This window comes from Streptomyces sp. DT2A-34 (genome assembly GCF_030499515.1).
Lineage (GTDB): Bacteria > Actinomycetota > Actinomycetes > Streptomycetales > Streptomycetaceae > Streptomyces.
Genome location: NZ_JASTWJ010000001.1, coordinates 2,196,719 through 2,222,129, shown reverse-complemented (window position 1 = coordinate 2,222,129; position 25,411 = coordinate 2,196,719). Strand labels below are relative to the sequence as shown.

The 25,411-nt window shown below is 71.2% G+C and carries 23 protein-coding genes, 1 pseudogene and 1 riboswitch; of the genes and pseudogenes, 17 read left to right on the top strand and 7 right to left on the bottom strand.

Translation table 11 applies throughout. The features are described 5' to 3' along the window. Positions 1 to 250 precede the first annotated feature (250 nt). The 4 genes from QQM39_RS09595 to QQM39_RS09580 all read left to right on the top strand — a co-directional run bounded on the left by QQM39_RS09595 (position 251) and on the right by QQM39_RS09580 (position 5,088). Positions 251 to 1,609 (top strand): pitrilysin family protein, encoded by a 1,359-nt coding sequence (locus QQM39_RS09595; protein ID WP_301996265.1) that lies wholly within the window; start codon positions 251 to 253, stop codon positions 1,607 to 1,609. Next, on the top strand, positions 1,606 to 2,994 hold the full coding sequence (locus QQM39_RS09590; RefSeq protein WP_301996264.1) for a pitrilysin family protein: 1,389 nt from the start codon (positions 1,606 to 1,608) through the stop codon (positions 2,992 to 2,994). Before QQM39_RS09595 ends, QQM39_RS09590 begins: the two co-directional genes overlap by 4 nt. Before the next feature lie 217 nt (positions 2,995 to 3,211). Further along, positions 3,212 to 3,375: riboswitch (cyclic di-AMP (ydaO/yuaA leader) on the top strand. A gap of 13 nt (positions 3,376 to 3,388) precedes the next feature. Beyond that, entirely contained in the window at positions 3,389 to 4,174 is a 786-nt protein-coding gene (locus tag QQM39_RS09585) for a M23 family metallopeptidase (protein ID WP_301996263.1), read from the top strand. 218 nt (positions 4,175 to 4,392) lie between these two features. Next, complete coding sequence (locus tag QQM39_RS09580) at positions 4,393 to 5,088, top strand: GntR family transcriptional regulator (RefSeq protein ID WP_301996262.1); 696 nt, start codon at positions 4,393 to 4,395, stop codon at positions 5,086 to 5,088. Positions 5,089 to 5,279: 191 nt separating this feature from the next. On the opposite strand, the gene QQM39_RS09575 is transcribed toward QQM39_RS09580, so the two are convergent. Beyond that, the gene (locus QQM39_RS09575) at positions 5,280 to 5,561 is read right to left on the bottom strand and encodes an HPr family phosphocarrier protein (protein WP_016432192.1); all 282 of its coding nucleotides are present in this window, start codon (positions 5,559 to 5,561) and stop codon (positions 5,280 to 5,282) included. 178 nt (positions 5,562 to 5,739) lie between these two features. Between QQM39_RS09575 and QQM39_RS09570 the strand changes: the two genes are divergently transcribed. From QQM39_RS09570 to QQM39_RS09555, 4 genes are read left to right on the top strand one after another with little or no spacing between them, the layout of a single operon-like run. Further along, a complete protein-coding gene (locus tag QQM39_RS09570) occupies positions 5,740 to 8,589 on the top strand; it encodes a bifunctional GNAT family N-acetyltransferase/acetate--CoA ligase family protein (RefSeq protein WP_301996261.1) in 2,850 nt (949 codons plus the stop codon). 43 nt (positions 8,590 to 8,632) lie between these two features. Next, on the top strand, positions 8,633 to 9,229 hold the full coding sequence (locus tag QQM39_RS09565; protein WP_302003534.1) for a DUF5998 family protein: 597 nt from the start codon (positions 8,633 to 8,635) through the stop codon (positions 9,227 to 9,229). A gap of 1 nt (position 9,230) precedes the next feature. Further along, on the top strand, positions 9,231 to 10,424 hold the full coding sequence (locus QQM39_RS09560) for an alkaline phosphatase family protein (RefSeq protein WP_301996260.1): 1,194 nt from the start codon (positions 9,231 to 9,233) through the stop codon (positions 10,422 to 10,424). 56 nt (positions 10,425 to 10,480) lie between these two features. Beyond that, complete coding sequence (locus QQM39_RS09555; protein WP_301996259.1) at positions 10,481 to 11,128, top strand: thymidine kinase; 648 nt, start codon at positions 10,481 to 10,483, stop codon at positions 11,126 to 11,128. 63 nt (positions 11,129 to 11,191) lie between these two features. Here QQM39_RS09555 and QQM39_RS09550 read toward each other — a convergent pair whose 3' ends face one another. Next, positions 11,192 to 11,995: a VOC family protein gene (locus QQM39_RS09550; RefSeq protein ID WP_301996258.1), complete on the bottom strand. Its 804-nt coding sequence runs from the start codon at positions 11,993 to 11,995 to the stop codon at positions 11,192 to 11,194. A gap of 296 nt (positions 11,996 to 12,291) precedes the next feature. Between QQM39_RS09550 and QQM39_RS09545 the strand changes: the two genes are divergently transcribed. Beyond that, complete coding sequence (locus QQM39_RS09545) at positions 12,292 to 13,143, top strand: sulfurtransferase (RefSeq protein WP_301996257.1); 852 nt, start codon at positions 12,292 to 12,294, stop codon at positions 13,141 to 13,143. 107 nt (positions 13,144 to 13,250) lie between these two features. Here QQM39_RS09545 and sepH read toward each other — a convergent pair whose 3' ends face one another. The 3 genes from sepH to QQM39_RS09530 form a co-directional block, all read right to left on the bottom strand. After that, positions 13,251 to 14,294 carry a septation protein SepH gene (gene sepH / locus QQM39_RS09540; RefSeq protein WP_301996256.1) on the bottom strand — a complete coding sequence of 348 codons (1,044 nt, stop codon included), beginning with the start codon at positions 14,292 to 14,294 and terminating at the stop codon, positions 13,251 to 13,253. Between the two features lie 463 nt (positions 14,295 to 14,757). Next, entirely contained in the window at positions 14,758 to 16,077 is a 1,320-nt protein-coding gene (locus QQM39_RS09535) for a D-arabinono-1,4-lactone oxidase (protein ID WP_301996255.1), read from the bottom strand. Continuing rightward, positions 16,037 to 17,275 carry an MFS transporter gene (locus QQM39_RS09530; protein WP_301996254.1) on the bottom strand — a complete coding sequence of 413 codons (1,239 nt, stop codon included), beginning with the start codon at positions 17,273 to 17,275 and terminating at the stop codon, positions 16,037 to 16,039. The genes QQM39_RS09535 and QQM39_RS09530 overlap by 41 nt, the downstream gene beginning before the upstream one ends. Positions 17,276 to 17,478: 203 nt before the next feature. Here QQM39_RS09530 and QQM39_RS09525 point away from each other — a divergent pair, with 203 nt between their 5' ends. Both QQM39_RS09525 and QQM39_RS09520 read left to right on the top strand, forming a co-directional pair. Next, positions 17,479 to 18,606, top strand: a complete 1,128-nt coding sequence (locus tag QQM39_RS09525; protein ID WP_301996253.1) for a ferrochelatase — start codon at positions 17,479 to 17,481, stop codon at positions 18,604 to 18,606. An 8-nt stretch (positions 18,607 to 18,614) separates the two neighbouring features. Continuing rightward, positions 18,615 to 19,430, top strand: coding sequence for an inositol monophosphatase family protein (locus QQM39_RS09520; protein WP_301996252.1), 816 nt, complete (start codon positions 18,615 to 18,617; stop codon positions 19,428 to 19,430). Positions 19,431 to 19,491: 61 nt separating this feature from the next. Here QQM39_RS09520 and QQM39_RS09515 read toward each other — a convergent pair whose 3' ends face one another. Then, complete coding sequence (locus QQM39_RS09515; protein ID WP_164904867.1) at positions 19,492 to 19,665, bottom strand: hypothetical protein; 174 nt, start codon at positions 19,663 to 19,665, stop codon at positions 19,492 to 19,494. 417 nt (positions 19,666 to 20,082) lie between these two features. Between QQM39_RS09515 and QQM39_RS09510 the strand changes: the two genes are divergently transcribed. From QQM39_RS09510 to QQM39_RS09495, 4 genes and pseudogenes are all read left to right on the top strand, one after another. Beyond that, complete coding sequence (locus QQM39_RS09510; protein WP_007385219.1) at positions 20,083 to 20,736, top strand: response regulator transcription factor; 654 nt, start codon at positions 20,083 to 20,085, stop codon at positions 20,734 to 20,736. 6 nt (positions 20,737 to 20,742) lie between these two features. After that, positions 20,743 to 21,990: a HAMP domain-containing sensor histidine kinase gene (locus QQM39_RS09505; protein WP_301996251.1), complete on the top strand. Its 1,248-nt coding sequence runs from the start codon at positions 20,743 to 20,745 to the stop codon at positions 21,988 to 21,990. 406 nt (positions 21,991 to 22,396) lie between these two features. Then, positions 22,397 to 22,693: a DUF4193 domain-containing protein gene (locus tag QQM39_RS09500; protein WP_003997302.1), complete on the top strand. Its 297-nt coding sequence runs from the start codon at positions 22,397 to 22,399 to the stop codon at positions 22,691 to 22,693. A gap of 13 nt (positions 22,694 to 22,706) precedes the next feature. Then, positions 22,707 to 23,629: pseudogene (locus tag QQM39_RS09495) on the top strand (hypothetical protein). Between the two features lie 119 nt (positions 23,630 to 23,748). Here QQM39_RS09495 and QQM39_RS09490 read toward each other — a convergent pair. Continuing rightward, complete coding sequence (locus QQM39_RS09490) at positions 23,749 to 24,210, bottom strand: DUF3093 domain-containing protein (protein WP_301996250.1); 462 nt, start codon at positions 24,208 to 24,210, stop codon at positions 23,749 to 23,751. A gap of 58 nt (positions 24,211 to 24,268) precedes the next feature. Here QQM39_RS09490 and QQM39_RS09485 point away from each other — a divergent pair, with 58 nt between their 5' ends. Together QQM39_RS09485 and dut are read left to right on the top strand one after the other, a co-directional pair. Beyond that, complete coding sequence (locus tag QQM39_RS09485; RefSeq protein ID WP_301996249.1) at positions 24,269 to 24,853, top strand: PaaI family thioesterase; 585 nt, start codon at positions 24,269 to 24,271, stop codon at positions 24,851 to 24,853. Further along, positions 24,850 to 25,410, top strand: a complete 561-nt coding sequence (gene dut, locus QQM39_RS09480) for a dUTP diphosphatase (RefSeq protein ID WP_301996248.1) — start codon at positions 24,850 to 24,852, stop codon at positions 25,408 to 25,410. Before QQM39_RS09485 ends, dut begins: the two co-directional genes overlap by 4 nt. Position 25,411: the final 1 nt, after the last annotated feature.

Here is a 25,411-nt window from a genome sequence, read left to right as displayed (position 1 = left end):
ACCGTTCACTCGCCGGAGTGATCGGCGGGCACTGTCCGAAGTCGTGCGGCAGCGGGCAGGCGGGAGGGGATGGCGAGCTGTGCCCGAGCGCTGTCCTGTCCGGTGTTCCCGGCCCACATTCACCGCCGTACGGACACGGCGTTCCGACCGGGAACTTCGTCGGCCCTTCGGACGCTGCATACAGTGGCAGGAACTGAGCACGAACTGCTCGACACAACGCAGTGCACGCGACCGGAAGGACACCTTGCCCATGGGTCACACGGCCACACCGGAGGCACAATCCGGCGGCCTCACCGCGACGGAGCACCGCCTGGCCAACGGCCTGCGCGTGGTGCTCTCCGAGGACCACCTCACGCCGGTCGCCGCGGTCTGTCTCTGGTACGACGTCGGCTCCCGTCACGAGGTCAAGGGCCGTACCGGACTCGCCCACCTCTTCGAGCACCTGATGTTCCAGGGCTCGGGGAGCGTGAAGGGCACGGGCCACTTCGAGCTCGTCCAGGGCGCGGGCGGCTCGCCGAACGGCACCACCAGCTTCGAGCGCACCAACTACTTCGAGACCATGCCCGCCCACCAGCTGGAGCTCGCGCTGTGGCTGGAGGCCGACCGCATGGGCAGCCTCCTGGTGGCGCTCGACGAGGAGGGCCTGGAAAACCAGCGCGACGTCGTCAAGAACGAGCGCCGCCAGCGCTACGACAACGTCCCGTACGGCACCGCCTTCGAGAAGCTGACCGCCCTGACGTACCCGGACGGACACCCCTACCACCACACCCCGATCGGCTCGATGGCCGACCTGGACGCGGCCAGCCTGGAGGACGCGCGCGCGTTCTTCCGCACCTACTACGCGCCCAACAACGCCGTCCTGTCCATCGTCGGCGACATCGACCCGCAGCAGACGCTCGCCTGGGTCGAGAAGTACTTCGGCTCGATCCCGGCCCACGACGGCAAGCCAGAGCCGCGCGACGGCTCGCTGCCCGAGATCATCGGCGAGCAGCTGCGCGAGGTCGTCGAGGAGAACGTCCCCGCGCGCGCGATGATGGCCGCCTACCGGCTCCCGGTGGACGGCACGCGCGAGTGCGACGCGGCCGACCTGGCGCTGACCGTCCTCGGCGGCGGCGAGTCCTCCCGCCTCTACAACCGGCTGGTCCGCCGCGACCGTACGGCCGTGGCGGCCGGGTTCGGACTGCTGCGCCTGGCCGGGGCGCCTTCCCTGGGCTGGCTGGACGTGAAGACGTCCGGCGACGTCGAGGTCCCCGTCATCGAGGCCGCCGTCGACGAGGAGCTCGCCCGCTTCGCCGCGGAGGGCCCCACCGCCGAGGAGATGGAGCGCGCGCAGGCCCAGCTGGAGCGCGAGTGGCTGGACCGGCTCGGCACCGTCGCGGGCCGCGCCGACGAACTGTGCCGCTACGCCGTCCTGTTCGGCGACCCGCAGCTCGCCTTCACCGCCGTACAGCGCGTCCTCGACGTCACCGCCGAGGAGGTCCAGGCGGTCGCCAAGGCCCGCCTGCGCCCCGACAACCGCGCGGTGCTCGTGTACGAGCCGACCGCAGCCGAGGCCGACGACCTCCAGGCCGCCGAGACCACCGACGAGAACGAGGAGTCGGCGCAGTGACCGAGCTCGCCAGCATGGAGTTCCACCCGCAGCCCCAGGCCGGCGAGGCCCGGCCCTGGGCGTTCCCGGCGCCCGAGCGCGGCAAGCTGGACAACGGCCTGACGGTCCTGCGCTGCCACCGCCCCGGCCAGCAGGTCATCGCCGTCGAGGTGCTCCTGGACACGCCCCTGGAGGCCGAGCCGAAGGGGCTCGACGGCATCGCCACGATCATGGCGCGTGCCTTCTCCGAGGGCACCGACAAGCACACGGCCGAGGAGTTCGCCGCCGAACTGGAGCGCTGCGGCGCCACGCTCGACGCCTACGCCGACCACCCCGGCATCCGCGTCAGCCTCGAGGTGCCGGTCTCCCGCCTGGCCAAGGCGCTCGGCCTGCTCGCCGACGCCCTCAGGGCGCCCCTGTTCGACGACGCCGAGGTCGAGCGCCTGGTGCGCAACCGCCTCGACGAGATCCCGCACGAGCTGGCCAACCCCTCGCGCCGCGCCGCCAAGGAGCTCTCGAAGCAGCTGTTCCCGGCGACCTCGCGCATGTCCCGCCCACGCCAGGGCACCGAGGACACCGTCGCGGGCATCGACTCCGCGGCCGTGCGCGCCTTCTACGAGCGGCACGTGCGCCCCGCCACCTCCACCGTCGTGGTCGTCGGCGACCTCACGGGCGTGGACCTCGACGCCCTGCTGGGCGACACCCTGGGCGCCTGGACCGGCTCCCCGGCCCAGCCCCGGCCCGTTCCGCCGGTCACCGCGGACGACACCGGACGCGTCGTCATCGTGGACCGCCCCGGCGCCGTCCAGACGCAGCTGCTGATCGGCCGCATCGGTCCCGACCGGCACGACCGCGTGTGGCCCGCGCAGGTCCTCGGCACGTACTGCCTCGGCGGCACCCTCACCTCCCGCCTGGACAAGGTCCTGCGCGAGGAGAAGGGCTACACCTACGGTGTGCGCGCGTTCGGGCAGGTCCTGCGCTCGGCTCCGGACGGCACGGGCGCGGCCATGCTCGCCATCAGCGGCTCCGTCGACACCCCGAACACCGGCCCGGCGCTGGACGACCTCTGGAAGGTCCTGCGCGGGGTGGCCGACGAGGGGCTCACCGACGCCGAGCGGGACTTCGCGGTGCAGAACCTCGTCGGGGTGGCGCCGCTGAAGTACGAGACCGCCGCCTCCGTGGCGAACACGCTGGCCGATCAGGTCGAGCAGCACCTGCCCGACGACTACCAGGCGACGCTGTACCAGCGGCTCGCCGCGACCGGCACCGTCGAGGCCACCGCGGCGGCCGTGAGCGCCTTCCCGGTGGACCGTCTGGTGACGATCCTCGTCGGCGACGCGGCCGAGATCCGGGAGCCCGTCGAGGCCCTCGGCATCGGCGAAGTCACCGTAGTGGCAGCCGAGTAGCAGGCGGACACCGCGCCGGGCGACGGCACGCGCGCGTGGAAGGGGCCCTGGTGACTTCCAAGCCACCAGGGCCCCTTTATGCCCGAATTGAGGGAAAGGTTGCCTGTCTGGCCTGTGGGATGCGCTACAAAAGTCGCGATCCGTTTGGGGATTGAAAGTGGCGCCCCTTAGCGTCTTCCGGGCTGTCCGTCAGGCAGTGCGCCGCGCCCGCGGCACCGGACAGTCATCGCCGAGTCCCCGTACGGCGCGAGCCAGGGGAGCCGGGGACCCACCCGTAGTCCCTGGGGTGAATCGGACGCCCGCGCAGCCGCGAGGGGGTCCGTAGGAGACCTTCCTGCTCCGAACCCGTCAGCTAACCCGGTAGGCGAGAAGGAAGGAAAGGACCAGCCACTACATGGCGTTCACCTGCGCCACCGGGAAGAACCGCCCCACCGGGAAGCACCGTCGCCCCAGCCGGTTCGAACGCACCACCGCCCGCGCTGCGGGCGTCGCCGCTCTCACCGCCACCGGTGTCATGGGCACCCTCGCCGCCCCGGCGCTCGCCGCCGAACCCGCCGTCGAGCAGACCGGCCTCATCCCCGTCGTCACGATCGGGGACTCGATCGCCGCCCAGATCGCCGCCCAGGCCGCCGCCCAGGAGCAGGCCGCCGAGGAGGCCGCGGCCCGGAAGAAGGCCGCCGAGGAGGCAGCGCGCAAGAAGGCGGCCGAGAAGGCCAAGCAGGAGCGCGAGGCCAAGGAGCGCGCCGCCCGCGAGGCCGAGCGCAAGCGCCTGCTGTCCTACGTCGCCCCGATCTCCGGCTCGTACATCTCCACCGGCTACAAGGCCGGCGGCGCCGTCTGGTCCTCCGGCAGCCACACGGGCGTCGACTTCCACGCCGCCAGCGGCACCTCCGTCCACGCGGTCGGCTCCGGCACCGTCGTGGAGGCCGGCTGGGGCGGGTCGTACGGCAACAGCATCGTGATCAAGATGAACGACGGCACGTACACCCAGTACGGCCACCTGTCGTCCATAGGCGTCTCGGTGGGCCAGACCGTCACCCCCGGCCAGCAGATAGGCCTGTCCGGCGCCACCGGCAACGTCACCGGACCGCACCTGCACTTCGAGGCCCGCACGACGGCGGAGTACGGCTCCGACATCGACCCCGTCGCCTACCTCCGCTCGCACGGCGTGAACATCTGACGCCTCCACCGCGCCTCCCCGAGGCCGGTCACTCCGAGGACGGTCCCCCCGAAGCCCCGGCTCCCCGAGCCGGGGCTTTCGGCGTTCCCGACGACCGACTTGTCCAAAAAATATCCATGGATTCCGACCCGCCATCGGAAATTCCAGCCGGTTGCAATAGAGTCACTGAACACACGTCATTCGTCGACGTTTCACGGGGATTAAAGCGGAGGTCGGACATGCGTATTCCGGCGCACTCGGTATGCACGGCGATCCGGGACGACATCGTCGCCGGTGTCTACGAGCGTGGCAGCCGGCTCACCGAGGAACTCCTCGCGCGCCGCTACGGTGTCTCCCGCGTCCCCGTGCGGGAGGCACTGCGCACCCTGGAGGCGGAGGGCTTCGTGGTGACCCGGCGGCACGCGGGCGCGTGCGTCGCCGAACCGACCGAGCAGGAGGCCGCCGACCTGCTGGAGATGCGCACCCTGCTGGAGCCGCTCGGCGCCTCCCGGGCCGCTCAGCGGCGCACCGAGGCCCATCTGAAGGTCCTGCGCGGCCTGGTCAGGCTGGGCCAGGAGCGGGCCAGGCGGGGCAACAGCGAGGATCTGCGCTCCCTGGGCGGCTGGTTCCACGAGACGCTGGCCCAGGCCTGCGGCAGCCCCGCCCTCACCTCGATGCTGACCCAGCTGCGGCACAAGATCGCCTGGATGTACGCGGTGGAGGCGCCGGTCAACCCCGTGGAGTCCTGGACCGAGCACGGCGCGATCGTGGACGCGGTGGCGCGCGGCGACAGTGATCGCGCCCGCGCGATCACGGCACTGCACACCGAGCGCGCACTCTCCGCGCACCGACTGCGGTTCGGTTCCACCGGTGATCGCGCGGAGCGTGTGAGGAATTCGCAACATCCCGTAAACATGTCGAGCCTGCGACATTAACACGGGCGCCGTATACAAAGAGGTGATATTCGGTGGCGGGGAATTTCCGCTGCCCTTTTTCGGGTGCCGCCGTTAATTCTCGCGGCTGCCCACCTCGAAAACGTGGCCGCCTGCCCGGAAACAGCGAAGCCGCGTCGGCCGGAAAGGCAGACGCGGCTTCACGGTTTGCTCCGCAGACCCGCTCAGGTCGTTCAGACCGTCTCGGGGAGCTCCTCGAGGCCCTCGGAGACCAGCTTCGCCAGACGGTCGAGGGCGGCGTCCGCACCCTCGGCGTCGGAGGCGAGGACGATCTCCTCGCCGCCCTGGGCGCCCAGGCCCAGAACGGCCAGCATGGAGGCCGCGTTGACGGGGTTGCCGTCGGCCTTGGCGATCGTCACCGGGATACCTGCGGCCGTGGCGGCCCGGACGAAGATGGAAGCGGGGCGGGCGTGAAGGCCCTCGGCCCAGCCGACGTTGACGCGGCGCTCAGCCATGTGATGCTGCCCTTCGGTGTTCAGGGTTGTCTAGACCAGTTTCCCACACCCGTGAAGCATGCCGGGAGGGACAAAACGCCCCTCCCGAGGCGACCGTCGGGTCGCGGCCTCGACCCGACATACGTCCTCCACAGACTGCCTCGCGCCGTTGTCGTACGCGAGCCGTACTCTGGGCCCCATGCAGAGCGCCTCGGACCGGCACGAGTACCCCGCCCACTGGGAAGCCGACGTGGTGCTGCGCGACGGCGGCACCGCACGCATCCGCCCCATCACCGTTGATGACGCCGAGCGTCTGGTCAGCTTCTACGAGCAGGTGTCGGACGAGTCGAAGTACTACCGCTTCTTCGCGCCCTACCCGCGTCTGTCCGCGAAGGACGTCCACCGCTTCACGCACCACGACTTTGTGGACCGGGTGGGACTCGCGGCCACGGTGGGCGGCGAGTTCATCGCAACCGTACGCTACGACCGGATCGGCGCCGACGGAATGCCCGCGTCGGCACCCGCCGACGAGGCCGAGGTCGCTTTCCTGGTCCAGGACGCCCACCAGGGGCGCGGCGTCGCCTCCGCCCTCCTCGAACACATCGGCGCGGTCGCGCGCGAGCGCGGCATCCGCCGGTTCGCCGCCGAGGTGCTGCCCGCCAACAGCAAGATGATCAAGGTGTTCACCGACGCCGGGTACACCCAGAAGCGCAGCTTCGAGGACGGCGTCGTACGCCTGGAGTTCGACCTGGAGCCGACGGACCGCTCCCTCGCCGTGCAGTACGCGCGCGAACAGCGCGCCGAGGCGCGGTCCGTGCGGCGGCTGCTGGTGCCCGGCTCCGTCGCCGTCATCGGCACCGGCCGCACGCCCGGCGGGGTGGGCCGCAGCGTCCTCGGCAACATCAGGGACGCCGGTTTCACGGGGGCGCTGTACGCCGTGAACAAGGCGTTCCCGGAGGATCTCAAGGAGCTCGACGGCGTGCCCGCGCACCGGTCCGTGCGGGACATCGAGGGGCCCGTCGACCTCGCGGTGGTCGCCGTACCGGCCGAGTACGTCCCCGAGGTGGTCACCGAGTGCGGCGAACACGGCGTGCAGGGGCTGGTCGTGGTCTCCGCCGGGTATGCCGAGAGCGGGCCCGACGGGCGCGAGCGGCAGCGCGCACTCGTACGGCACGCGCGCGCGTACGGCATGCGCATCATCGGCCCGAACGCGTTCGGGATCATCAACACCTCCGCCGACGTACGGCTGAACGCCTCCCTGGCACCCGAGATGCCCCGCCCGGGCCGGATCGGGCTGTTCGCGCAGTCCGGCGCCATCGGGATCGCGCTGCTGTCCCGGCTGCACCGGCGCGGCGGTGGGGTCACCGGGGTCACAGGTGTGTCGACCCTCGTCTCGTCCGGCAACCGGGCCGACGTCTCCGGCAACGACGTCCTCCAGTACTGGTACGACGACCCGGACACCGACGTCGTGCTGATGTACCTGGAGTCCATCGGCAACCCGCGCAAGTTCACCCGCCTCGCCCGGCGTACGGCGGCTGCGAAGCCGCTGGTCGTGGTGCAGGGGGCGCGGCACGGTGGCGCGGCGCCGCAGGGGCACGCGGTACGGGCCACGCGCTTGCCGCACGCCACGGTGTCCGCGCTGCTGCGGCAGGCCGGGGTGATCCGGGTGGACACGATCACCGAGCTGGTGGACGCGGGGCTGCTGCTCGCGCGCCAGCCGCTGCCGGCCGGCCCGCGCGTGGCGATCCTGGGCAACTCCGAGTCGCTCGGGCTGCTGACGTACGACGCGTGCCTGTCCGAGGGACTGCGGCCGTTGCCGCCGCTGGATCTGACGACGGGGGCGTCGGCCGCGGACTTCCGGGCGGCGTTGTCGCGCACGTTGGCGGACGACACCTGCGACGCGGTGGTGGTGACGGCGATCCCGGCGATCGGGGAGGTGTCGCCGGGGGACGCCGAGCTGGCGGAGGCACTGCGGTCGGCTGCCGAGGGCGTGCCGGGCAAGCCGGTGCTGGTGGTGCACGTGGAGCTGGGCGGTCTCGCGGAGGCCCTGTCCGCCGCGGCGAGCACCGCACCACAGGCGGGCAGGACGGCGCCCCGCGTCGGGCTCCGCGCCACCCACCCGTTCCGCCCACTGGACTTCCCGGCCGAGACACCGCCCGAGCGGCCGGACCCCTCGGAGAACGCCCCGCGCCTCATCCCCGCCTACCCCGCGGCCGAACGCGCCGTCCGCGCCCTCGCCGAAGCCGTCAAGTACTCACAGTGGCGGCGTGAGGCGGCCGACCCCGGGAAGGTGCCGGAGTACGAGGACATCGACGAGAAGGGCGCCGCCCGGCTGATCGACGGGCTGCTCGCGCGCGGGCAAGGGCTCACGCTCGGCACGGACGAGACCTGTGACCTGCTCGGCAAGTACGGCATCCACGTGCAACGCGCCCTGCACGCCCCCACCCCCGACGCCGCCGCAGACGGCGCCCGCACCCTCGGCTACCCCGTCGCCCTCAAGGCCATCGCCCCGCATCTGCGCCACCGCGCCGACCTCGGCGGCGTACGGCTCGATCTGGCCGACGAAGAACAACTGCGGCGAGCCTACGCCGAGTTGACCGAGCTGTTCGGCAGACCGGAGGAGCTGCGGCCGGTCGTGCAGAGCATGGCACCGCGCGGCGTCGACACCGTCGTACGGGCCGTGATCGACCCGGCGGCCGGCGCCGTACTGTCCTTCGGGCTCGCCGGAGCCGCCTCGCAGCTGCTCGGTGACACCGCGCACCGGCTGATCCCGGTCACCGACCGCGACGCGACCTCGATCGTCCGCTCGATCCGGACGGCACCGCTCCTGTTCGGCTGGCGCGGCTCCGCGCCGGTGGACACGCCTGCCCTGGAGGAACTGCTGCTGAGGGTGTCGCGGCTGGTCGACGACCACCCGGAGGTCGTCGCGGTCACCCTGGAGCCGGTCGTCGTCGCCACGCACGGCGTGAGCGTGCTCGGCGCCTCCGTACGCCTCGCGCCACCGCCCGCCCGCGACGACCTCGGGCCGAGGACCCTCCCGACGTACTGAGACCGCGGCGAGCGGTGCCTCGCAGTCAGTGGGCCCCCGTAGGATGGGCGTCATGGCCAAGACCAGTACGACGACCCAGGGGCTGCGTGCGGCGATCGAGCGCAGCGGCTACTACCCGGCCCTCGTGGCCGAGGCGGTGGAGGCCGCTGTGGGCGGCGAGCCCATCCGGTCGTACCTGGTCCATCAGGAGACGACGTTCGACCAGAACGAGGTGCGGCGGCACGTGACCGTGCTCGTCCTCACCGGCAACCGCTTCATCGTCAGCCACACCGACGAACAGGCCGCCGAGGGCACCTCCCCGACGCCGTACGCCACGACGTCCACGGAGTCCGTGAAGCTCGGCCGGATCTCATCGGTCGTGGTCAGCCGGGTGGTCGCCAATCCGGAGCAGTACCAGCCGGGCACGCTGCCCCGCGAGGTCGTGCTGACCATCGGCTGGGGCGCCGTCTCCCGTATCGACCTGGAGCCGGCTGCTTGCGGCGACCCCAACTGCGAGGCCGACCACGGCTACACGGGCAACTCGACGGCGGACGACCTCAGCCTGCGGGTCAGCGAGGCCGGTGACGGCCCGGAGACGGTGCGCCAGGCGCTCGCCTTCGCGCAGTCGCTCTCCGAGGCGACGGCGGACGTCGCGCACTGAGATGATCCAGCCCACCACCTGGGACTCCCACCCGGAACCCCTCGCCGTCGACTCCGCGCCCGCCCCCCAGTACGGCAGCGGCTCGCTCGCCGATCTGCTGCCCACGCTGGCCGCCGGCATGGCCGTACCGGAGATGACCGCGACGATCCCCGAGCTGACCGCCACCGACCGCAACTGCGTGTTCCTGGTGGACGGACTCGGCTGGGAGCAGCTCAAGGCGCACCCCGACGAGGCGCCGTTCCTGACCTCGCTCCTGAGCAGTTCGCGCGGCGGCACCGGACGCCCGATCACCGCCGGCTACCCGGCGACCACCGCGACCTCCCTCGCCTCGGTCGGCACCGGCCTGCCGCCGGGCGCGCACGGCCTGCCCGGGTACACCGTGCGCAACCCCGAGACCGGCGAGCTGATGAACCAGCTGCGCTGGAACCCGTGGACGTCACCGCGTGTCTGGCAGCCGTATCCCACGGTCTTCCAGCTGGCGCACCAGGCGGGCGTGCACGCGGCCCAGGTGTCGTCGCCCACCTTCGAGAACACCCCGCTGACCAAGGTCGCGCTCAGCGGCGGAACGTTCCACGGGCGGCTGACCGGCGAGGAGCGCATGGACCTCGCCGCCCAGCAACTGGCCGCAGGCGACCGCTCCTTGATCTACACGTACTACGCCGAGCTGGACGGCGCCGGTCACCGCTTCGGCGTCGACTCGGACACGTGGCGCGGCCAGCTCATGTACGTCGACCGGCTCGCCCAGCGCCTCGCCGAGCAGCTGCCGCCGCGCAGCGCGCTCTACGTCACCGCCGACCACGGCATGATCGACGTGCCCTTCGACGAGCAGCACCGCATCGACTTCGACGAGGACTGGGAACTGCGTGCCGGTGTCGCCCTGCTGGGCGGCGAGGGCCGGGCGCGGCACGTCTACGCGGTGCCCGGCGCCGCGAACGACGTCCTGACCTGCTGGCGCGAGGTGCTGGGCGAACAGTTCTGGGTGGCCTCCCGGGACGAGGCGATCGCGGCGGGCTGGTTCGGGCCGCAGATCGACGAGCGGGTGTACGACCGCATCGGCGACGTGGTCGCGGCCGCGCGGGACGACGTCCTGATCATCGCGTCCGAGCGGGAGCCGAAGGAGTCGGCGATGGTCGGCAACCACGGTTCGATGACCCCCGCCGAGCAGTTGGTCCCTCTGCTCGAAGTACGCTCCTGAAACCCTCGTAGCGCTCCCGTAGACCGCACTCTCCGCCGAAAGGTGCTCAACTCCACATGCCCGAGCTGGTGTTCTTCTCCGGAACGATGGACTGCGGGAAGTCGACGCTGGCTCTCCAGATCGAGCACAACCGTTCGGCGCGTGGTCTGCAGGGCGTGATCTTCACGCGTGACGACCGCGCGGGCGAGGGCAAGCTGTCCTCCCGGCTCGGTCTGGTCACGAACGCGGTGGAGGTCGAGGACGGCACGGACCTGTACGCGTACCTCGTCGACCGCCTCTCCCAGGGCGGCCGCGCGGACTACGTCATCGCCGACGAGGCCCAGTTCCTCGCACCGAACCAGATCGACCAACTCGCGCGCGTGGTCGACGACCTGGGCCTGGACGTCTACGCCTTCGGCATCACGACCGACTTCCGCAGCAAGCTGTTCCCCGGCTCGCAGCGCCTGGTGGAACTGGCCGACCGGGTCGAGGTGCTCCAGGTCGAGGCCCTGTGCTGGTGCGGCGCCCGCGCCACGCACAACGCCCGCACGATAGGCGGCGAGATGGTCGTCGAGGGCGCCCAGGTGGTCGTCGGCGACGTCAACCAGGCGGACGCGGTCGGCTACGAGGTCCTGTGCCGCCGCCACCACCGCCGCCGCATGACGGCGGCCAGCGCCCATGCGGCGGCGCTGTCCCCGGACGTCCTGCCGGTGCAGCCGGCCTGAGCCGCGATCCATTCGGGCCCTCCAGGCCGCCCTCAAGCGACCCCGAACCACCCGCGAATGCCGTCAGCGCGGACCCTGGATCAGGGAGAACCGGGCCCCCTCCGGGTCCGCCGCCGTCGCCACGCGGCCGTGGGCGCTGTCGTGGGCCGCTTTGAGGACGTGGCCGCCGAGGTCGACGATCCGCTCCAGCGCCTCGTCCGTGTCGGCCACTTCGAAGTACGTCACCCAGTGCGGGCCCCGGTCGCGGGGCAGGGCGTTGCCGACGCCGTGGATGCCGGCGACCGGGCGGCCGTCGATGTGCAGGGTGACGTAGTCGAGGTCGGCGGAGACCACAGGCTCCTCCTCGTAGGCGAACATGCTCTCGTAGAACTTGGCGACGTTCACGGACTCGAAGGTCAGCAGCTCGTTCCAGGCGGGGGTGCCGGGCACGCCCGTGACGGCGGTGCCGAGGTGGGCCGCCGTCTGCCAGATGCCGAACACGGCGCCGGCGGGGTCGGAGCAGATCGCCATCCGGCCGGCCTCGCCGGCGTCCAGCGGGCCCACCCCGACGGTGCCGCCGCACAGCCGTACCGTCTCGGCGGTCAGGTCCACGTCGTTCGAGGCGAGGTAGGGCGTCCAGGCGATGGGGAGGTGGCGGTCGGGCGGCAGCTGGCCGATGCCGGCCACCTCATGGCCGTCGAGCAGGGCCCGCGCATAGGGGCCGAGTTGCTGGGGGCCGGGCTGGAACTCCCAGCCGAACAGCGCTCCGTAGAACTCCTGGGTCGCGGCCAGCCCGTGCACCATCAGGCTCACCCAGCAGGGCGTGCCGGGCGCGTGCCGGGCATGCGTCGCGCCGTTCGGGCCGGCCGACCCCCGTGCCTCGGTCATCGTCACTCTCTCCTCGGCCTCTCGTGGTGGCCGCGTCGCGTCCGTGGTCCGGACCCCCGAGCCGATGCTCGCACCACCCGTGGCCGCGCGCGCTGCGGGCACGCCGCCGCACGACGGCCGGCGCCCGGAGGATGCCCGGTGTGCGATTTACCGCCCGTTTTCGTGCGATTGCCGACGGATGTCGATCGGCTGTACAGCATGTGCCCGATCCCGTACGCCTCGTGATCGAGCCTGTCCGGCGGGCAGAGTAACCGGAGCCGGGCGATGCGGCCACCCCGTGCGCAAGGATGGTGGCCATGAACGCCATCATCACCGCATCCGAACTCGCGAGCGAACTGACGGGCGAGAACCCGCCGGTGCTGCTCGACGTCCGCTGGCAGCTGACCGTGGCCAAGGCGGCCGGTGAGCCGCCGTTCGACGGCCGGGCCGCGTACGAGGCCGGGCACATCCCGGGCGCGGTCTACGTCGACCTGGACCGGGAACTGGCCTCCGCGCCCGGTACGCGCGGCCGTCACCCGCTGCCGGACTTGGCCGAATTCGGCGCGGCGATGCGCCGGTCGGGCGTGTCGTCGTCGGCGCCGGTGGTCGTGTACGACGGCGGGCAGGGCTGGGCGGCGGCCCGGGCGTGGTGGCTGCTGCGCTGGACAGGTCACCCGGACGTGCGGGTCCTCGACGGCGGGTTGCCGACCTGGCAGAGGTCACTGGAGACGTCGGTGCCGACTCCGACGGAGGGTGACTTCGAGCCGGAGCCGGGGGCGACGGGCCTTCTCGACGCCGACGGCGCCGCGGCGCTCGCTCGGTCGGGCGTACTTCTGGACGCCCGAGCGGGGGAGCGGTACCGCGGAGAGGTCGAGCCGATCGATCCGGTCGGCGGCCACATCCCGGGCGCCGTGTCCGCCCCCACGAACGAGAACGTCGGCGCGGACGGCCGCTTCCTGTCCGCCGGGGAACTCGGGGCGCGCTTCAAGTCGCTGGGCGCGTCCGAGGGCACGGAGGTCGGCGTGTACTGCGGCTCGGGCGTCTCCGCCGCGCATGAGGTGCTGGCGCTGGCGGTCGCGGGTATTCCGGCCGCGCTGTATGTCGGTTCGTGGTCGGAGTGGTCGTCGGATCCGTCGCGGCCGGTGGCTGTGGGGCCGGATCCGCAGTAGGCGGGCGCAGCACGAGGGCCACGCTGCAACCAGCGCGGCCCTCGTCCTCGTACGGTCGCATGCGCAGTCGTACGACCGACTGCTCCTGCTGCCCTACTCCCGCCTGCCTACTCCTGCTTCTTCCTGCGTGTCCCGAACACGATCTCGTCCCAGCTCGGGACGGCGGCCCGGCGACCGGGGCGGACACCGTCCGCTTCGGCTTGGCGGTCCGTGGCGCCGATGAGGCGGTCGCGGTGGCTGCCGACGGAGCGGGGCATGAGGACGTCCGCGTAGGCGGAGCCGGCACCGGCCGAGGCGGCGGGGGCGGGAGGTTCCTCCGCGTCCGGTTCGGCGGGAGGTTCCTCCGTGTCCGGCTCCGACGGGCGCTCCGGGACCACCAGGTCGCCCCGGAAGCTGGGCACCGCCTCCAGCAGGCTGGTCAGCGAGTCCCGTTCCTCCGTGGTCTCCTCGGCAGGCTCGGAGGCCTGGGCCGGCAGGCTCGGCCGCGCACCCTCGAGGGCACGGTCCATCCCACGCTCGCGCGGAAGCCGGGCGATACGCGGCACGAACGGGAAGCTGGGCTCCGGCGCGGCGAGATCCTCGGATTCGCCGATCAGCGAGCGCGCCTCCTCGTCGACGGCCTGTACGAGCCGCCGGGGCGGGTCGTACGTCCAGCTCGCCGAGTGCGGTTCGCCCGCCACCATGTAGACCAGCAGCACTTCCCAGGTGCCGTCGTCGCGGCGCCACGAGTCCCACTGGACGGTGTCCTTGTCGGCGCCGCGTAGCAGCAGCCGCTCCTGGACGGCCTCGCCGAGCTGCGGCCCCGCGGCGTTCTCGCCGGGGCGGCGGACGGGAGTCTTGCGGGCCCGTTCGGCCATGAAGGCGCGCTCGGCGAGCACGGGGCCTTCGAAGCGCCGTACGCGGTCGACGGGGATGCCGGCGAGTTGGGCGACCTCTTCCGCGGTCGCACCAGCGCGTATACGCGCCTGGATGTCGCGGGGGCGGAGATGGCTCTCCACCTCGATCTCGATCTGGCCGAGGCGAGGACGGTCGCCGCGCACGGCGGCGCGCAGGCGTTCGTCGATCGGAAGCGTGTACTCCGTTGCGTCGGCAGCCTTCAGCACCAGCCGTGTGCCGTCATTTGAGACGGCCACGACACGCAGTTCGGGCATGGGGACCTCCCGGGTGGTGCCTGCCGACGTCACGTGCGTCGCTGCTTCCGCTAGTCGAGTGTGGCCTGCCCGGGTGCAGCCTGCCACAACCTTGCCGAGTTGCCCGGCGTGTCGGGCACGGGCCCTGGATCGCCGTTATGGCACGGTTACCTGTTCGCAACGCTAAGTGACCAACTCCGTCACCCTGTGCAACTAGCCCCCTCCCGGCGGTCCTTGAAGGCCACGGACGCCCTGGCGGGAGACCGGACCCAGGGCTCGCAACAGTACTCCATTTGGGCCACGTGCGTGGATTGGCGCGCCGCTCAACTTCTGGCAAGGGGTGCGACTCGGCCGTCCGTTGAGCGGTTCTCCGATCTTGAACGTGGCGTACTTCACGCAAACGTCGGAAACGGAACTATTGCTTTCACCCGCACCTCTCCTGGCTGCGCAGTTGGCCGACAGGGTGGCTCGAGCCGATCGCGGACTAAGCCCCCAACACCCGCCGCAAGTAGTCGTTCTGGAACCGGCGGTCCGGATCGAGTCGGTCCCGCAGCGCCGTGAACTCACCGAAGCGCGGGTACACCTGGGCGAAGTACTCGGCGTCCCGCGTGTGCACCTTCCCCCAGTGCGGCCGCCCCTCGTGCGCGGTGAAGATGCGCTCGGCGGCGCTGAAGTACCGCTGGTACGGCGTGCCCTTGACCATGTGGACGGCGATGTACGCGCTGTCGCGGCCCGACGCGGTGGACAGCGTGATGTCGTCGGCCGGGGCGGTGCGCACCTCGACCGGGAAGCTGACCCTGAGGCCGGAGCGGTCGAGCATGGCCTTCAGTTCGCGCAGCGTCTCGACGACGGCCGCGCGCGGGACGGCGTACTCCATCTCCACGAAGCGCACCCGGCGCGGTGATGTGAAGACCTTGTAGGGGATGTCCGTGTAGGTCCGCGCGGACAGCGCCTTGCTGGAGATCTGGGCGATCGCCGGGACGGCGGCGGGTACCGCACGGCCGACCCACTGGGCCGCCTGGAAGACGCCGTTGGAGAGGAACTCGTCCTCGAACCAGCCCTGGAGTTGCGGCACCGGCTTCTCGGGACCCGCGCTGCGGTTGTTGCGCTTGGTGTTGGTGTTGCCGGTGTGCGGGAACCAGTAGAACTCGAAGTGCTCGTTCTCCGCCCACAGTTCGTCGAAGTCGGCCAGGACCTTGTCGAACGGCATCGGCTCCTCGCGTGCGGAGAGCAGGAAGATCGGCTCCACGGCGAAGGTGATCGCGGTGACGATGCCCAGGGCGCCGAGGCCGATGCGGGCCGCCGCGAAGACTTCCGGGTTCTCCTTTTCGGAGCAGCTGAGCACCGAACCGTCGGCCGTGACCAGTTCCAGGCCCTTGATCTGGGCGGCGATCGAGGCCGACTCGCGGCCTGTGCCGTGCGTGCCGGTGCTGGTGGCGCCCGAGACCGTCTGCTCCATGATGTCGCCCATGTTGGTGAGCGACAGGCCCTCGCGCGCCAGGGCCATGTTGAGCCTCTTGAGCGGGGTACCGGCCTCGACGGTGACAGTCATGGCATCCCGGTCAATGTTGCGGATGCCGGTCAACAGTTGAGGGCGGATCAACACGCCGTCGGTGGCGGCGATGGACGTGAACGAGTGTCCGCTGCCGACCGCTTTCACCTTCAGGCCGTCTTCGGCGGCCCGGCGTATCGCCGCGGACAGCTCATCGACCGAGGCCGGAGTGACCTCCCGCGCGGGGCGGGCGGCGATGTTGCCGCCCCAGTTACGCCACGTGCCGTTCCTGCCGCTCGCTGTGCTGCTCAACGGTGCCTCCCCGACGCGGAGCCGGCCTGCTGAGCCGGCGGTACCCCAGGAAACCGACCGTGACCGCGACGGCCCCGGACACCGCCGGAACCCCGTACCCGGCGTCCGCACCGGCCGCGTCGATCACCCAGCCGGCCGCGGAGGAGCCGAGCGCGACCCCGACCGCGAGCCCGGTGCTCACCCAGGTCATGCCCTCGGTCAGTTGCGCGCGTGGTACGTGCTCTTCGATCAGGGACATGGTGGTGATCATCGTGGGAGCGACCGCCATGCCCGAGACGAAGAGCGCCACGGCCAGAAACGGCAAGTTTCCGACCAGTAGGAGGGGGATCATACTCACGGCCATCGCGCATATGCCCAGCAGCCAGCGAGGTTCGGGCGCCCCCTTGAAGCGCAACAGCCCGAAGACCAGCCCCGCCGCGCAGGAGCCCGCCGCGTACAGCGCGAGGACCACGCTCGCGGCGCCCTTGTGCCCCTGCTCGTCCGCGAAGGCCACCGTGACCACGTCGACGGACCCGAAGATCGCTCCGGTCGCCACGAAGGTGGCCACCAGGACCTGCAGCCCCGGGGCGCGCAGGGCCGAGCTGACACCCCGTTTCTCGCGCGGATGCGGCGCGGGCTCGGTGGCCCGCTGGGCGGTCAGCCAGAAGACGCCGACGGCCAGGAAGCATCCGGCGAGCAGCGGCCCCGCCTCGGGGAACCACGCCGTGGACAGGCCGATGGAGATGATCGGCCCGAAGATGAAACACACCTCGTCGATCACGGACTCGAAGGAGTACGCGGTGTGCAGCTGTGGCGTCTCCCGGTACAGCGCGGCCCAGCGGGCGCGGGTCATCGCCCCGACGCTGGGCACGCAGCCGATGCCGACGCAGGCCACGAACAGCACCCAGTCCGGCCAGCCGTAGTGCGCGGCGAACAGCAGCCCGGCCCCCGCCACGAGCGAGATCAGCGTCGCCGGGCGCAGCACCCGCCGTTGCCCGTACTGGTCGACCAGCCGTGAGACCTGCGGGCCCGCCACCGCCGCGGCGAGCGCGATCGTGGCCGACAGGGCGCCGGCGAGGCCGTAGCGCCCGGTCAGCTGGGAGACCATCGTGACCACGCCGATGCCCATCATCGACAGCGGCATCCGGCCGAGGAAGCCCGCGGCGGTGAAGCCCTTGGTGCCGGGGGCGGCGAACAGGGCGCGGTAGGGGCTCGGCACGAGGGTCTCCGGTCAGGCGGAAGGGGCGGGACTGCGGCGGGTGGGGCAACTCGGGGCGGCTCAGGGCGACTCAGTAAGGCGCGTGGGCGGCCGATACAGCTTACGAGTTAGGTGACCCTAACGCACCTGGCCGGACGAACCGGGAACCCGGGTGGTCACCCCGCCGTTTCCCGGCTGTCAGTACCGAATGACAGGATCGACCCATGCCAGACGCGCGCGATGCCACCCCCTACGACGCCCTGCTCCTGCTCTCCTTCGGCGGCCCCGAGGGCCCGGACGACGTGATCCCGTTCCTGGAGAACGTGACCCGTGGGCGGGGCATCCCCCAGGAACGCCTGAAGGAAGTCGGCGAACACTACTTCCTGTTCGGCGGGGTCAGCCCCATCAACGACCAGAACCGCGCCCTGCTCGACGCCCTCCGCAAGGACTTCGCCGAGCACGGCCTGGACCTGCCGATCTACTGGGGCAACCGCAACTGGGCGCCGTACCTGACGGACACCCTGCGCGAGATGGTCGCCGACGGCCGCCGCCGGATCATCGTCCTCGCCACCAGCGCCTACGCCTCCTACTCGGGCTGCCGCCAGTACCGCGAGAACCTCGCCGACTCGCTCGCCGCCCTCGAGGCCGAGGGCCTGGAGCTGCCGAAGGTCGACAAGCTGCGGCACTACTTCAACCACCCGGGCTTCCTGGAGCCGATGATCGACGGTGTCGTCGAGTCCCTCGCCTACCTTCCCGAGGACATCCGGGACGGCGCGCACATCGCCTTCTCGACCCACTCGATCCCGACCGCGGCCGCGGACACCTCCGGCCCGGTCGAGGAGCAGGGCGACGGCGGCGCGTACGTCGAGCAGCACCTGGACGTCGCGCGGCTGATCGCCGACGCCGTACGCGAGCGCACCGGCGTCGACCACCCCTGGCAGCTCGTCTACCAGTCCCGCTCCGGCGCCCCGCACATCCCGTGGCTGGAGCCCGACATCTGCGACCACCTCGAGGAGCGGCACGAGGCCGGGGTCCCGGCGGTCGTGATCTCGCCCATCGGCTTCGTCTCCGACCACATGGAGGTCCTCTACGACCTCGACACGGAGGCCAAGGCCAAGGCCGAGGAGCTCGGCCTGCCGATGCGCCGCTCGGCCACCGTCGGCGACGACCCGCGGTTCGCCGCCGCGATCCGCGACCTCGTCCTGGAGCGTGCCGCCGTGGAGCGCGGCCAGGAGGTCACGCCCTGCGCCCTCGGTGCGCTCGGCGCCGACCACAACCTCTGCCCGATCGGCTGCTGCCCGGCCCGCGCCCCCAGGCCGGCCGCCGCGGGCGCCGACAGCCCGTACGCGTGAGGAGCCCCGTGACCGACCCCCTGCACTCGGAACTGCTCCGGCTGGCCCGCGAGGCCGCCCGTCGCGCGGGCGAGCTGCTGCGCGACGGCCGCCCGGCCGACCTCGCGGTCGCCGCGACCAAGTCGAGCCCGATCGACGTGGTCACGGAGATGGACATCGCGGCGGAGAAGCTGATCACCGATCTGATCTCCGAGCACCGCCCGGACGACGGCTTCCTCGGCGAGGAGGGCGCCTCCACCGAGGGCACGAGCGGCATCCGCTGGGTGATCGATCCGCTCGACGGCACGGTCAACTACCTGTACGGACTGCCCACTTGGTCCGTCTCCATCGCCGCCGAGCAGGACGGTGAAGCGGTCGTCGGCGTCGTGGCGGCCCCGATGCGCGGCGAGACCTACCACGCGGTCCGCGGCACCGGCGCCTGGGCCACGGGGCCCTGGGACGGCGAGCGCAGGCTCAGCTGCCGGCCCACCGCGCCCCTGGACCAGGCCCTGGTCTCGACCGGCTTCAACTACGTCACCGAGGTCCGCGCCCACCAGGCCGACGTCGCGCAGCGGCTGATCCCCCTCCTGCGTGACATCCGGCGCGGTGGCTCGGCCGCGATCGACCTGTGCGACCTGGCCGCGGGCCGCCTCGACGGCTACTACGAGCGCGGCCTCAACGCCTGGGACGTGGCCGCGGGCGACCTGATCGCACGGGAAGCGGGCGCCCTGACCGGCGGGCGCCCCGGAGAGCGCCCGTCACGCGACCTCGCGGTGGCGGCCACGCCGGGAGTCTTCGAGCCCCTCCAGCGGCTCCTGGAGGACTTCGGCGCTTGGCACGACTGATCGCGGGAGGACGCGAAGGGGCCCCGGCGCTGGATTCGCCGGGGCCCCTTCGTCGTGCTGGTCAGACGCGTGACGCGCCGACTTCCACACCGTGCTCGGCGGCGAGGCGGCGCAGGTCGTCGAGCTCGCCCTGCTCCACCTCGACGAGGAAGTCGTCGCCCTCGTCACGAGCCCGCGTCAGGTCGGACTCGGTCGCCCTTATGCGCTGCAGAAGTCCTGCGGTGAATGCGTCCATGCTGCGCCCCCTCGTCCTGGGTCGTGGGTCGGTGGCACGGGGGTGTGCCGTTCGGAAGGGGCGATCACGTCTCCGATAGGTGCCCAGCGCTGCCCTGGCCGGGCGGCGACGGTGCCGGACACCCACGCCCGCTCTGCGGAAAGCGGATCGATTCGTACCGCATGGTGGTGCGGCACGAGCAGAGCGTGATCGCGGGGTGTAAAGCCGTCCTCCCCCCGGTCCCTTCCGCGGAAACCTCAACCGCAAGAGAAAATCTCGCATTCCCGGGCTTCACACCCGTCCTTCATGGTCCGCACACCCGCCTTACCGCCGACTTATGGCGGAAAAGTGCAGGATGGAGGCCAAGACACCCGACCAACACCCCTGCTCGCGGGCGAGACAAGCGCTACGCGGGTGGACACAGGAAGGACAAGCGACGTGCGCGTACTCGTCGTCGAGGACGAGCAACTGCTCGCCGATGCGGTGGCCACCGGACTGCGCCGGGAGGCCATGGCCGTCGACGTCGTGTACGACGGTGCGGCCGCCCTGGAGCGCATCGGCGTCAACGACTACGACGTGGTCGTCCTCGACCGCGACCTCCCGCTGGTGCACGGCGACGACGTCTGCCGCAAGATCGTCGAACTCGGCATGCCCACGCGCGTGCTGATGCTCACGGCCTCCGGCGACGTCAGCGACCGCGTGGAGGGGCTGGAGATCGGCGCCGACGACTATCTCCCCAAGCCCTTCGCCTTCAGTGAGCTGACGGCACGCGTGCGTGCCCTCGGCCGCCGTACGAGCGTGCCGCTGCCGCCCGTCCTGGAGCGTGCCGGCATCAAGCTCGACCCCAATCGCCGCGAGGTCTTCCGCGACGGCAAGGAGGTGCAGCTCGCGCCGAAGGAGTTCGCCGTCCTGGAAGTGCTGATGCGCAGCGAGGGGGCGGTGGTCTCCGCCGAGCAGTTGCTGGAGAAGGCCTGGGACGAGAACACCGACCCCTTCACGAACGTGGTGCGGGTGACCGTCATGACACTGCGCCGCAAGCTGGGGGAGCCTCCGGTGATCGTCACCGTGCCCGGCTCCGGCTACCGGATCTGATCGGCCATGGCCGCGACTCCCGCGCCTCCGCAGGCGCCCCCGAAGCCCACCTGGGACCCCCGGAGGGTGGAGCCCCCCTTCCCGTGGCTGCGTCCCACCATCCGGATAAGGCTCACGCTGCTGTACGGCGGCATGTTCCTGATCGCCGGCATCCTGCTGCTGTCGATCATCTACCTGCTGGCCGCACAGGCGATCAACACGGGCAACGAACCGCTGTTCAAGATCGTGGACGCCACCCAGCTCCAGGTCACGAGCGACAACTGCCCCGCGATCAAGTCCGACAACCTCACGTTCTCCCAGTTCAACGAGGCGATCAGCGCCTGCATCGACGACCAGCGCCGGCACGCCCTGGACAATCTGCTCAGCCGCTCCCTCCTCGCCCTCCTCGGCCTCGCCGTCATCGCCTTCGCCTTCGGCTACGCCATGGCCGGCCGGGTCCTGTCGCCGCTGGGCCGGATCACCCGGACCGCGCGCGCGGTGGCGGGCTCGGACCTGTCCCGCCGTATCGAACTGGACGGCCCGGACGACGAGCTGAAGGAACTCGCCGACACCTTCGACGAGATGCTGGAGCGGCTGCAGCGGGCGTTCACCGCACAGCAGCGCTTCGTCGGCAATGCCTCGCACGAGCTGCGCACCCCGCTGGCGATCAACCGCACGCTCCTCGAGGTGCACCTGTCGGACCCGAACGCACCGATGGAACTCCAGCAGCTCGGCAAGACGCTGCTGGCCACCAACGAGCGCAGCGAGCAACTCGTGGAGGGGCTGCTGCTGCTCGCCCGCAGCGACAACCAGATCGTCGAGCGCAAACCGGTGGACCTCGCGGAGGTGGCCGAGCAGGCCGTCGACCAGGTGCACGCGGATGCCGAGGGCAAGGGCGTGGTGATCCGCGGCGAGCAGAAGCCCGCGGTCGTCCAGGGCAACGGCGTGCTGCTGGAGCGGATCGCGCTGAACCTGGTGCAGAACGCCGTCCGCTACAACATCCCGGAGGGCGGCTGGGTCGAGGTGACCACCGACGTCCAGCACGGGCAGGCGGTCCTGCTCGTGTCGAACACCGGGCCGGTGGTGCCGGCGTACGAGATCGACAATCTCTTCGAGCCGTTCAGACGGCTGCGTACGGAGCGCACGGGCAGCGACAAGGGCGTCGGCCTGGGGCTGTCCATCGTGCGGTCCGTGGCCCGAGCACACGGCGGGCACATCACGGCGCAGCCGCGTGAGGGCGGAGGACTCGTGATGCGGGTGACTCTGCCGATCTGAGACCATGTGCGCCGACACCCGACGGAGATACGGGGGATGTTCGCTTTGCGCGGAATTTTCTGGGCACTCGGCGAGCGGCCCCGTGTGTGATCGATCACAAGGGCGATTTTCTGGCCATCTACTGAAAGTGATCATGCGGACCGTCGGAAAGCCGGGAAAATCCGGGTTTTCGGGGGTCTTGATCACGGGAAGTACACGGTGAGACGCCTTTGAACTGCGGCATTAGGACCGTGTACGGTCCCGTTCGCCATCCAAGCCGATCACTCTTGAGGAGTCCGGTTGGGTGTCGATTGAGTAACAGACCTTGATGTGAGGCAAAATCTCCGCCTCGGGTCGGGCACAAGTCCGGCCTCTCACGCGTTACGTGCGCTGGAGACACCGCAGACACCCAGAGGGGGAGAGCGACATGGCAACGGATTACGACACCCCACGCAAGACCGACGACGACGTCGACTCGGACAGCCTTGAAGAGCTCAAGGCCAGGCGGAACGACAAGTCGACTTCCTCTGTGGACGTCGACGAGTTCGAGGCCGCAGAAGGCCTTGAGCTGCCCGGCGCGGACCTCTCCAATGAGGAGCTGGCCGTCCGGGTGCTGCCGAAGCAGCAGGATGAGTTCACCTGCATGAGCTGCTTCCTGGTGCACCACCGCAGCCAGCTGGCCCGGGAGAAGAACGGTCAGCCGATCTGCCGCGACTGCGACTGAGGTCGGGTCGGGCATGACTGGCTCGACCCCACCTTGGAAGCGCCGCTCCCGACGGTCGGGAGCGGACGAAGGGCCGTCCGACGGCCCGTACGGCGCGCGTGACGACGGGCGGGGCTCATCCGGTACGGGGGCCTCGCTCGAACCGACGTCGGGGCCGGTCTCCCGGCACCGGCGGAGGTTGCCGCGCCCGTCGTTCGGCGGCGGGCCGCGGTGATCCGGGAGAAGGCCCGGGAAGGCGTCCGTAAGGGCGGCAGCCGCGCCAGAGCCGGACTTGGGTACCTCGCCGACCGCATCATCGAGAACGCCCCGCGGATCCCCGTACGCGACCTCGCGACCCTTCGCCGACAATTCCCGGGCCTGGGGCCCGAGCAGATCGCGGACAAGCTCGTGGCAGGCGCGGCGAACGCGAGCTCGACGGTCGGCGCGGGAGTCGGTGCGGCGGCGATGCTGCCGGTGCCGCCCGCGATGCCGATGGAGCTGGCCGCCGAGATCACCGGTGTGGCGGCGATCGAACTGAAGCTGATCGCCGAGCTGCACGAGGTGTACGGCGTACGCCCGCCCGGCAATCTGAAGAACCGCAGTACCGCGTATCTGTCCTCGTGGTCCGAGGAGCGCGGCATCGACCCGATGAAGCCGGCGACGGTCAACGCCGCTCTCGGTGGGCAGATGAAGCGGGAGCTGCGTCAGCAGATCATGAAGCGGATGGTCCGGAATCTGCCGAACCTCATGCCCTTCATGGTGGGAGCCGCGGTGGGCGCGGTCATGAACCGCCGGGACACCAAGAAGCTCGCGGCCCGGATTCGGGCGGACCTGCGCAAGATCCAGGTGCCGTGGGACGAGTTGCCGGAACTGCCCCCGCTGGAGCGCCCGGCGGAACCGCTGGAGATGGGTGACATCGGGCGGGTACGCGGGCGCAAGAGGCTCGGGGGCCGCTGAGATCTCCCAGGGGGAGGCGGTACGGCGGCCGCGCAGAGGCCGTTCGGCGTGGCCGCGGCGAAGTTTTGCCACGGCGAGCACAAGCCTTGACCAGGCCGGTGAAGGCCCGCTCCGGTGTTCTAGACCGAGGCCTTCGCGGCCCTGATCGCCTCCGCCAACCGCTCCGGCTCCCGAGTCGACAGGTACAGGTACGGGGTCGGGTCCTCGGGGTCCGTGACCTCCACGCGCAGTGCCGTGGGGATGTAGGCGCGCAGGAGGAGGAAGGCCCGGGTGTCGGCCTTGTGGGTGCGCCAGGCGCGGGCCTCCTCGGGGTCCAGGACGTGTGCCTCGCCGAGGGCACGCACCGGGATCTTCGCCTCGCCCGCGATCAGCGAGTCGCCCACCAGACGGATGCGGACCGAGCCGTACGAGCTCGCCATGACGGCTGCCGCGGCGGTCCCGCCGGCGAGGCCCGCGAGCATGGGCAGCGTGCCGAAGGGCAGGAGGATCAGGGCCAGGGAGACCCCGACCAGGAACGAGATCAGCCACCAGGTGCGGGGGGCGGTCAGGCGTTCTTCGTACGGGGCGGCGGAGAGCTGCATGAAGCCAAGCTTGGCACGGTGTCCGGAACCCGCCGACGCGCGGGTAAGGTCTGCGGCTGTGAGTGGTACTTCCGCAACTCTCAAGCCTCCGGCCGACGCCGTGAAACCGGCCCGGCACCCCGATGCTCCCGCGCCCGGTGAGCTTCTCGGTGCGCACTACGGCGAGTGTTTCGGCTGCGGCGGCGAGCAGGCCCACGGGCTGCACCTGCAGGCGCGTGCCGGTGACGGCGTCAGCATCACCGCCGAGTTCACCGTGCAGCCCGCCCATCAGGGCGCCCCCGGACTCGCGCACGGCGGTGTGCTCGCGAGCGCCCTCGACGAGACCCTCGGCTCGCTCAACTGGCTGCTGCGCACGATCGCCGTGACCGGGCGGCTGGAGACCGACTTCGTGCGGCCCGTTCCGGTGGGCACGGTGCTGTATCTGGAGGCGGAGGTGACGGCGGTGGCGGACCGCAAGATCTACTCGACCGCCACCGGACGGATCGGTGGTCCCGACGGGCCCGTCGCCGTCCGCGCCGACGCCCTCTTCATCGAGGTGAAGGTCGACCACTTCATCGACAACGGCCGCCCGGAGGAGATCCGGGCCGCCATGAACGACCCGGACCAGGTCCGCCGTGCCCGTGCCTTCGAGGTGAACCCGTGAGCCGTGAGCCCCGTCGAGAACTCGACGTGCTGATCCGGCGCGTCGACCCCGACGTACCGCTGCCGACGTACGCGCACCCCGGTGACGCGGGAGCCGATCTGCGCACCACCGTCAGCCGCGAACTGAAGCCGGGGGAGCGGGCCGTACTGCCCACCGGGGTGTCAGTCGCCCTGCCGGAGGGGTACGCGGCCTTCGTGCACCCACGTTCCGGTCTCGCCGCCCGCCTCGGTGTCGCCCTGGTGAATGCCCCAGGGACGGTTGATGCCGGGTACCGTGGGGAGATCAAGGTGATCGTGGTGAATCTCGACCCGCATGAGACCGTGCGGTTCGAGCGCTTCGACCGGATTGCCCAACTGGTCGTCCAGCAGGTCGAGAAGGTTCGCTTCCAGGAGGTCGCGGAGCTTCCCGATTCGGCACGGGCCGAAGGGGGCTTCGGGTCCACCGGCGGCCATGCCGCGGTGGGCGGCACAAGCAGCACAAGCGGTCAGGCCGCCGACGGCGGCGCAACGGGTGGGAATCGATACGCTTCGGTCGTATCCGACCGGGAAGGACAGTGAC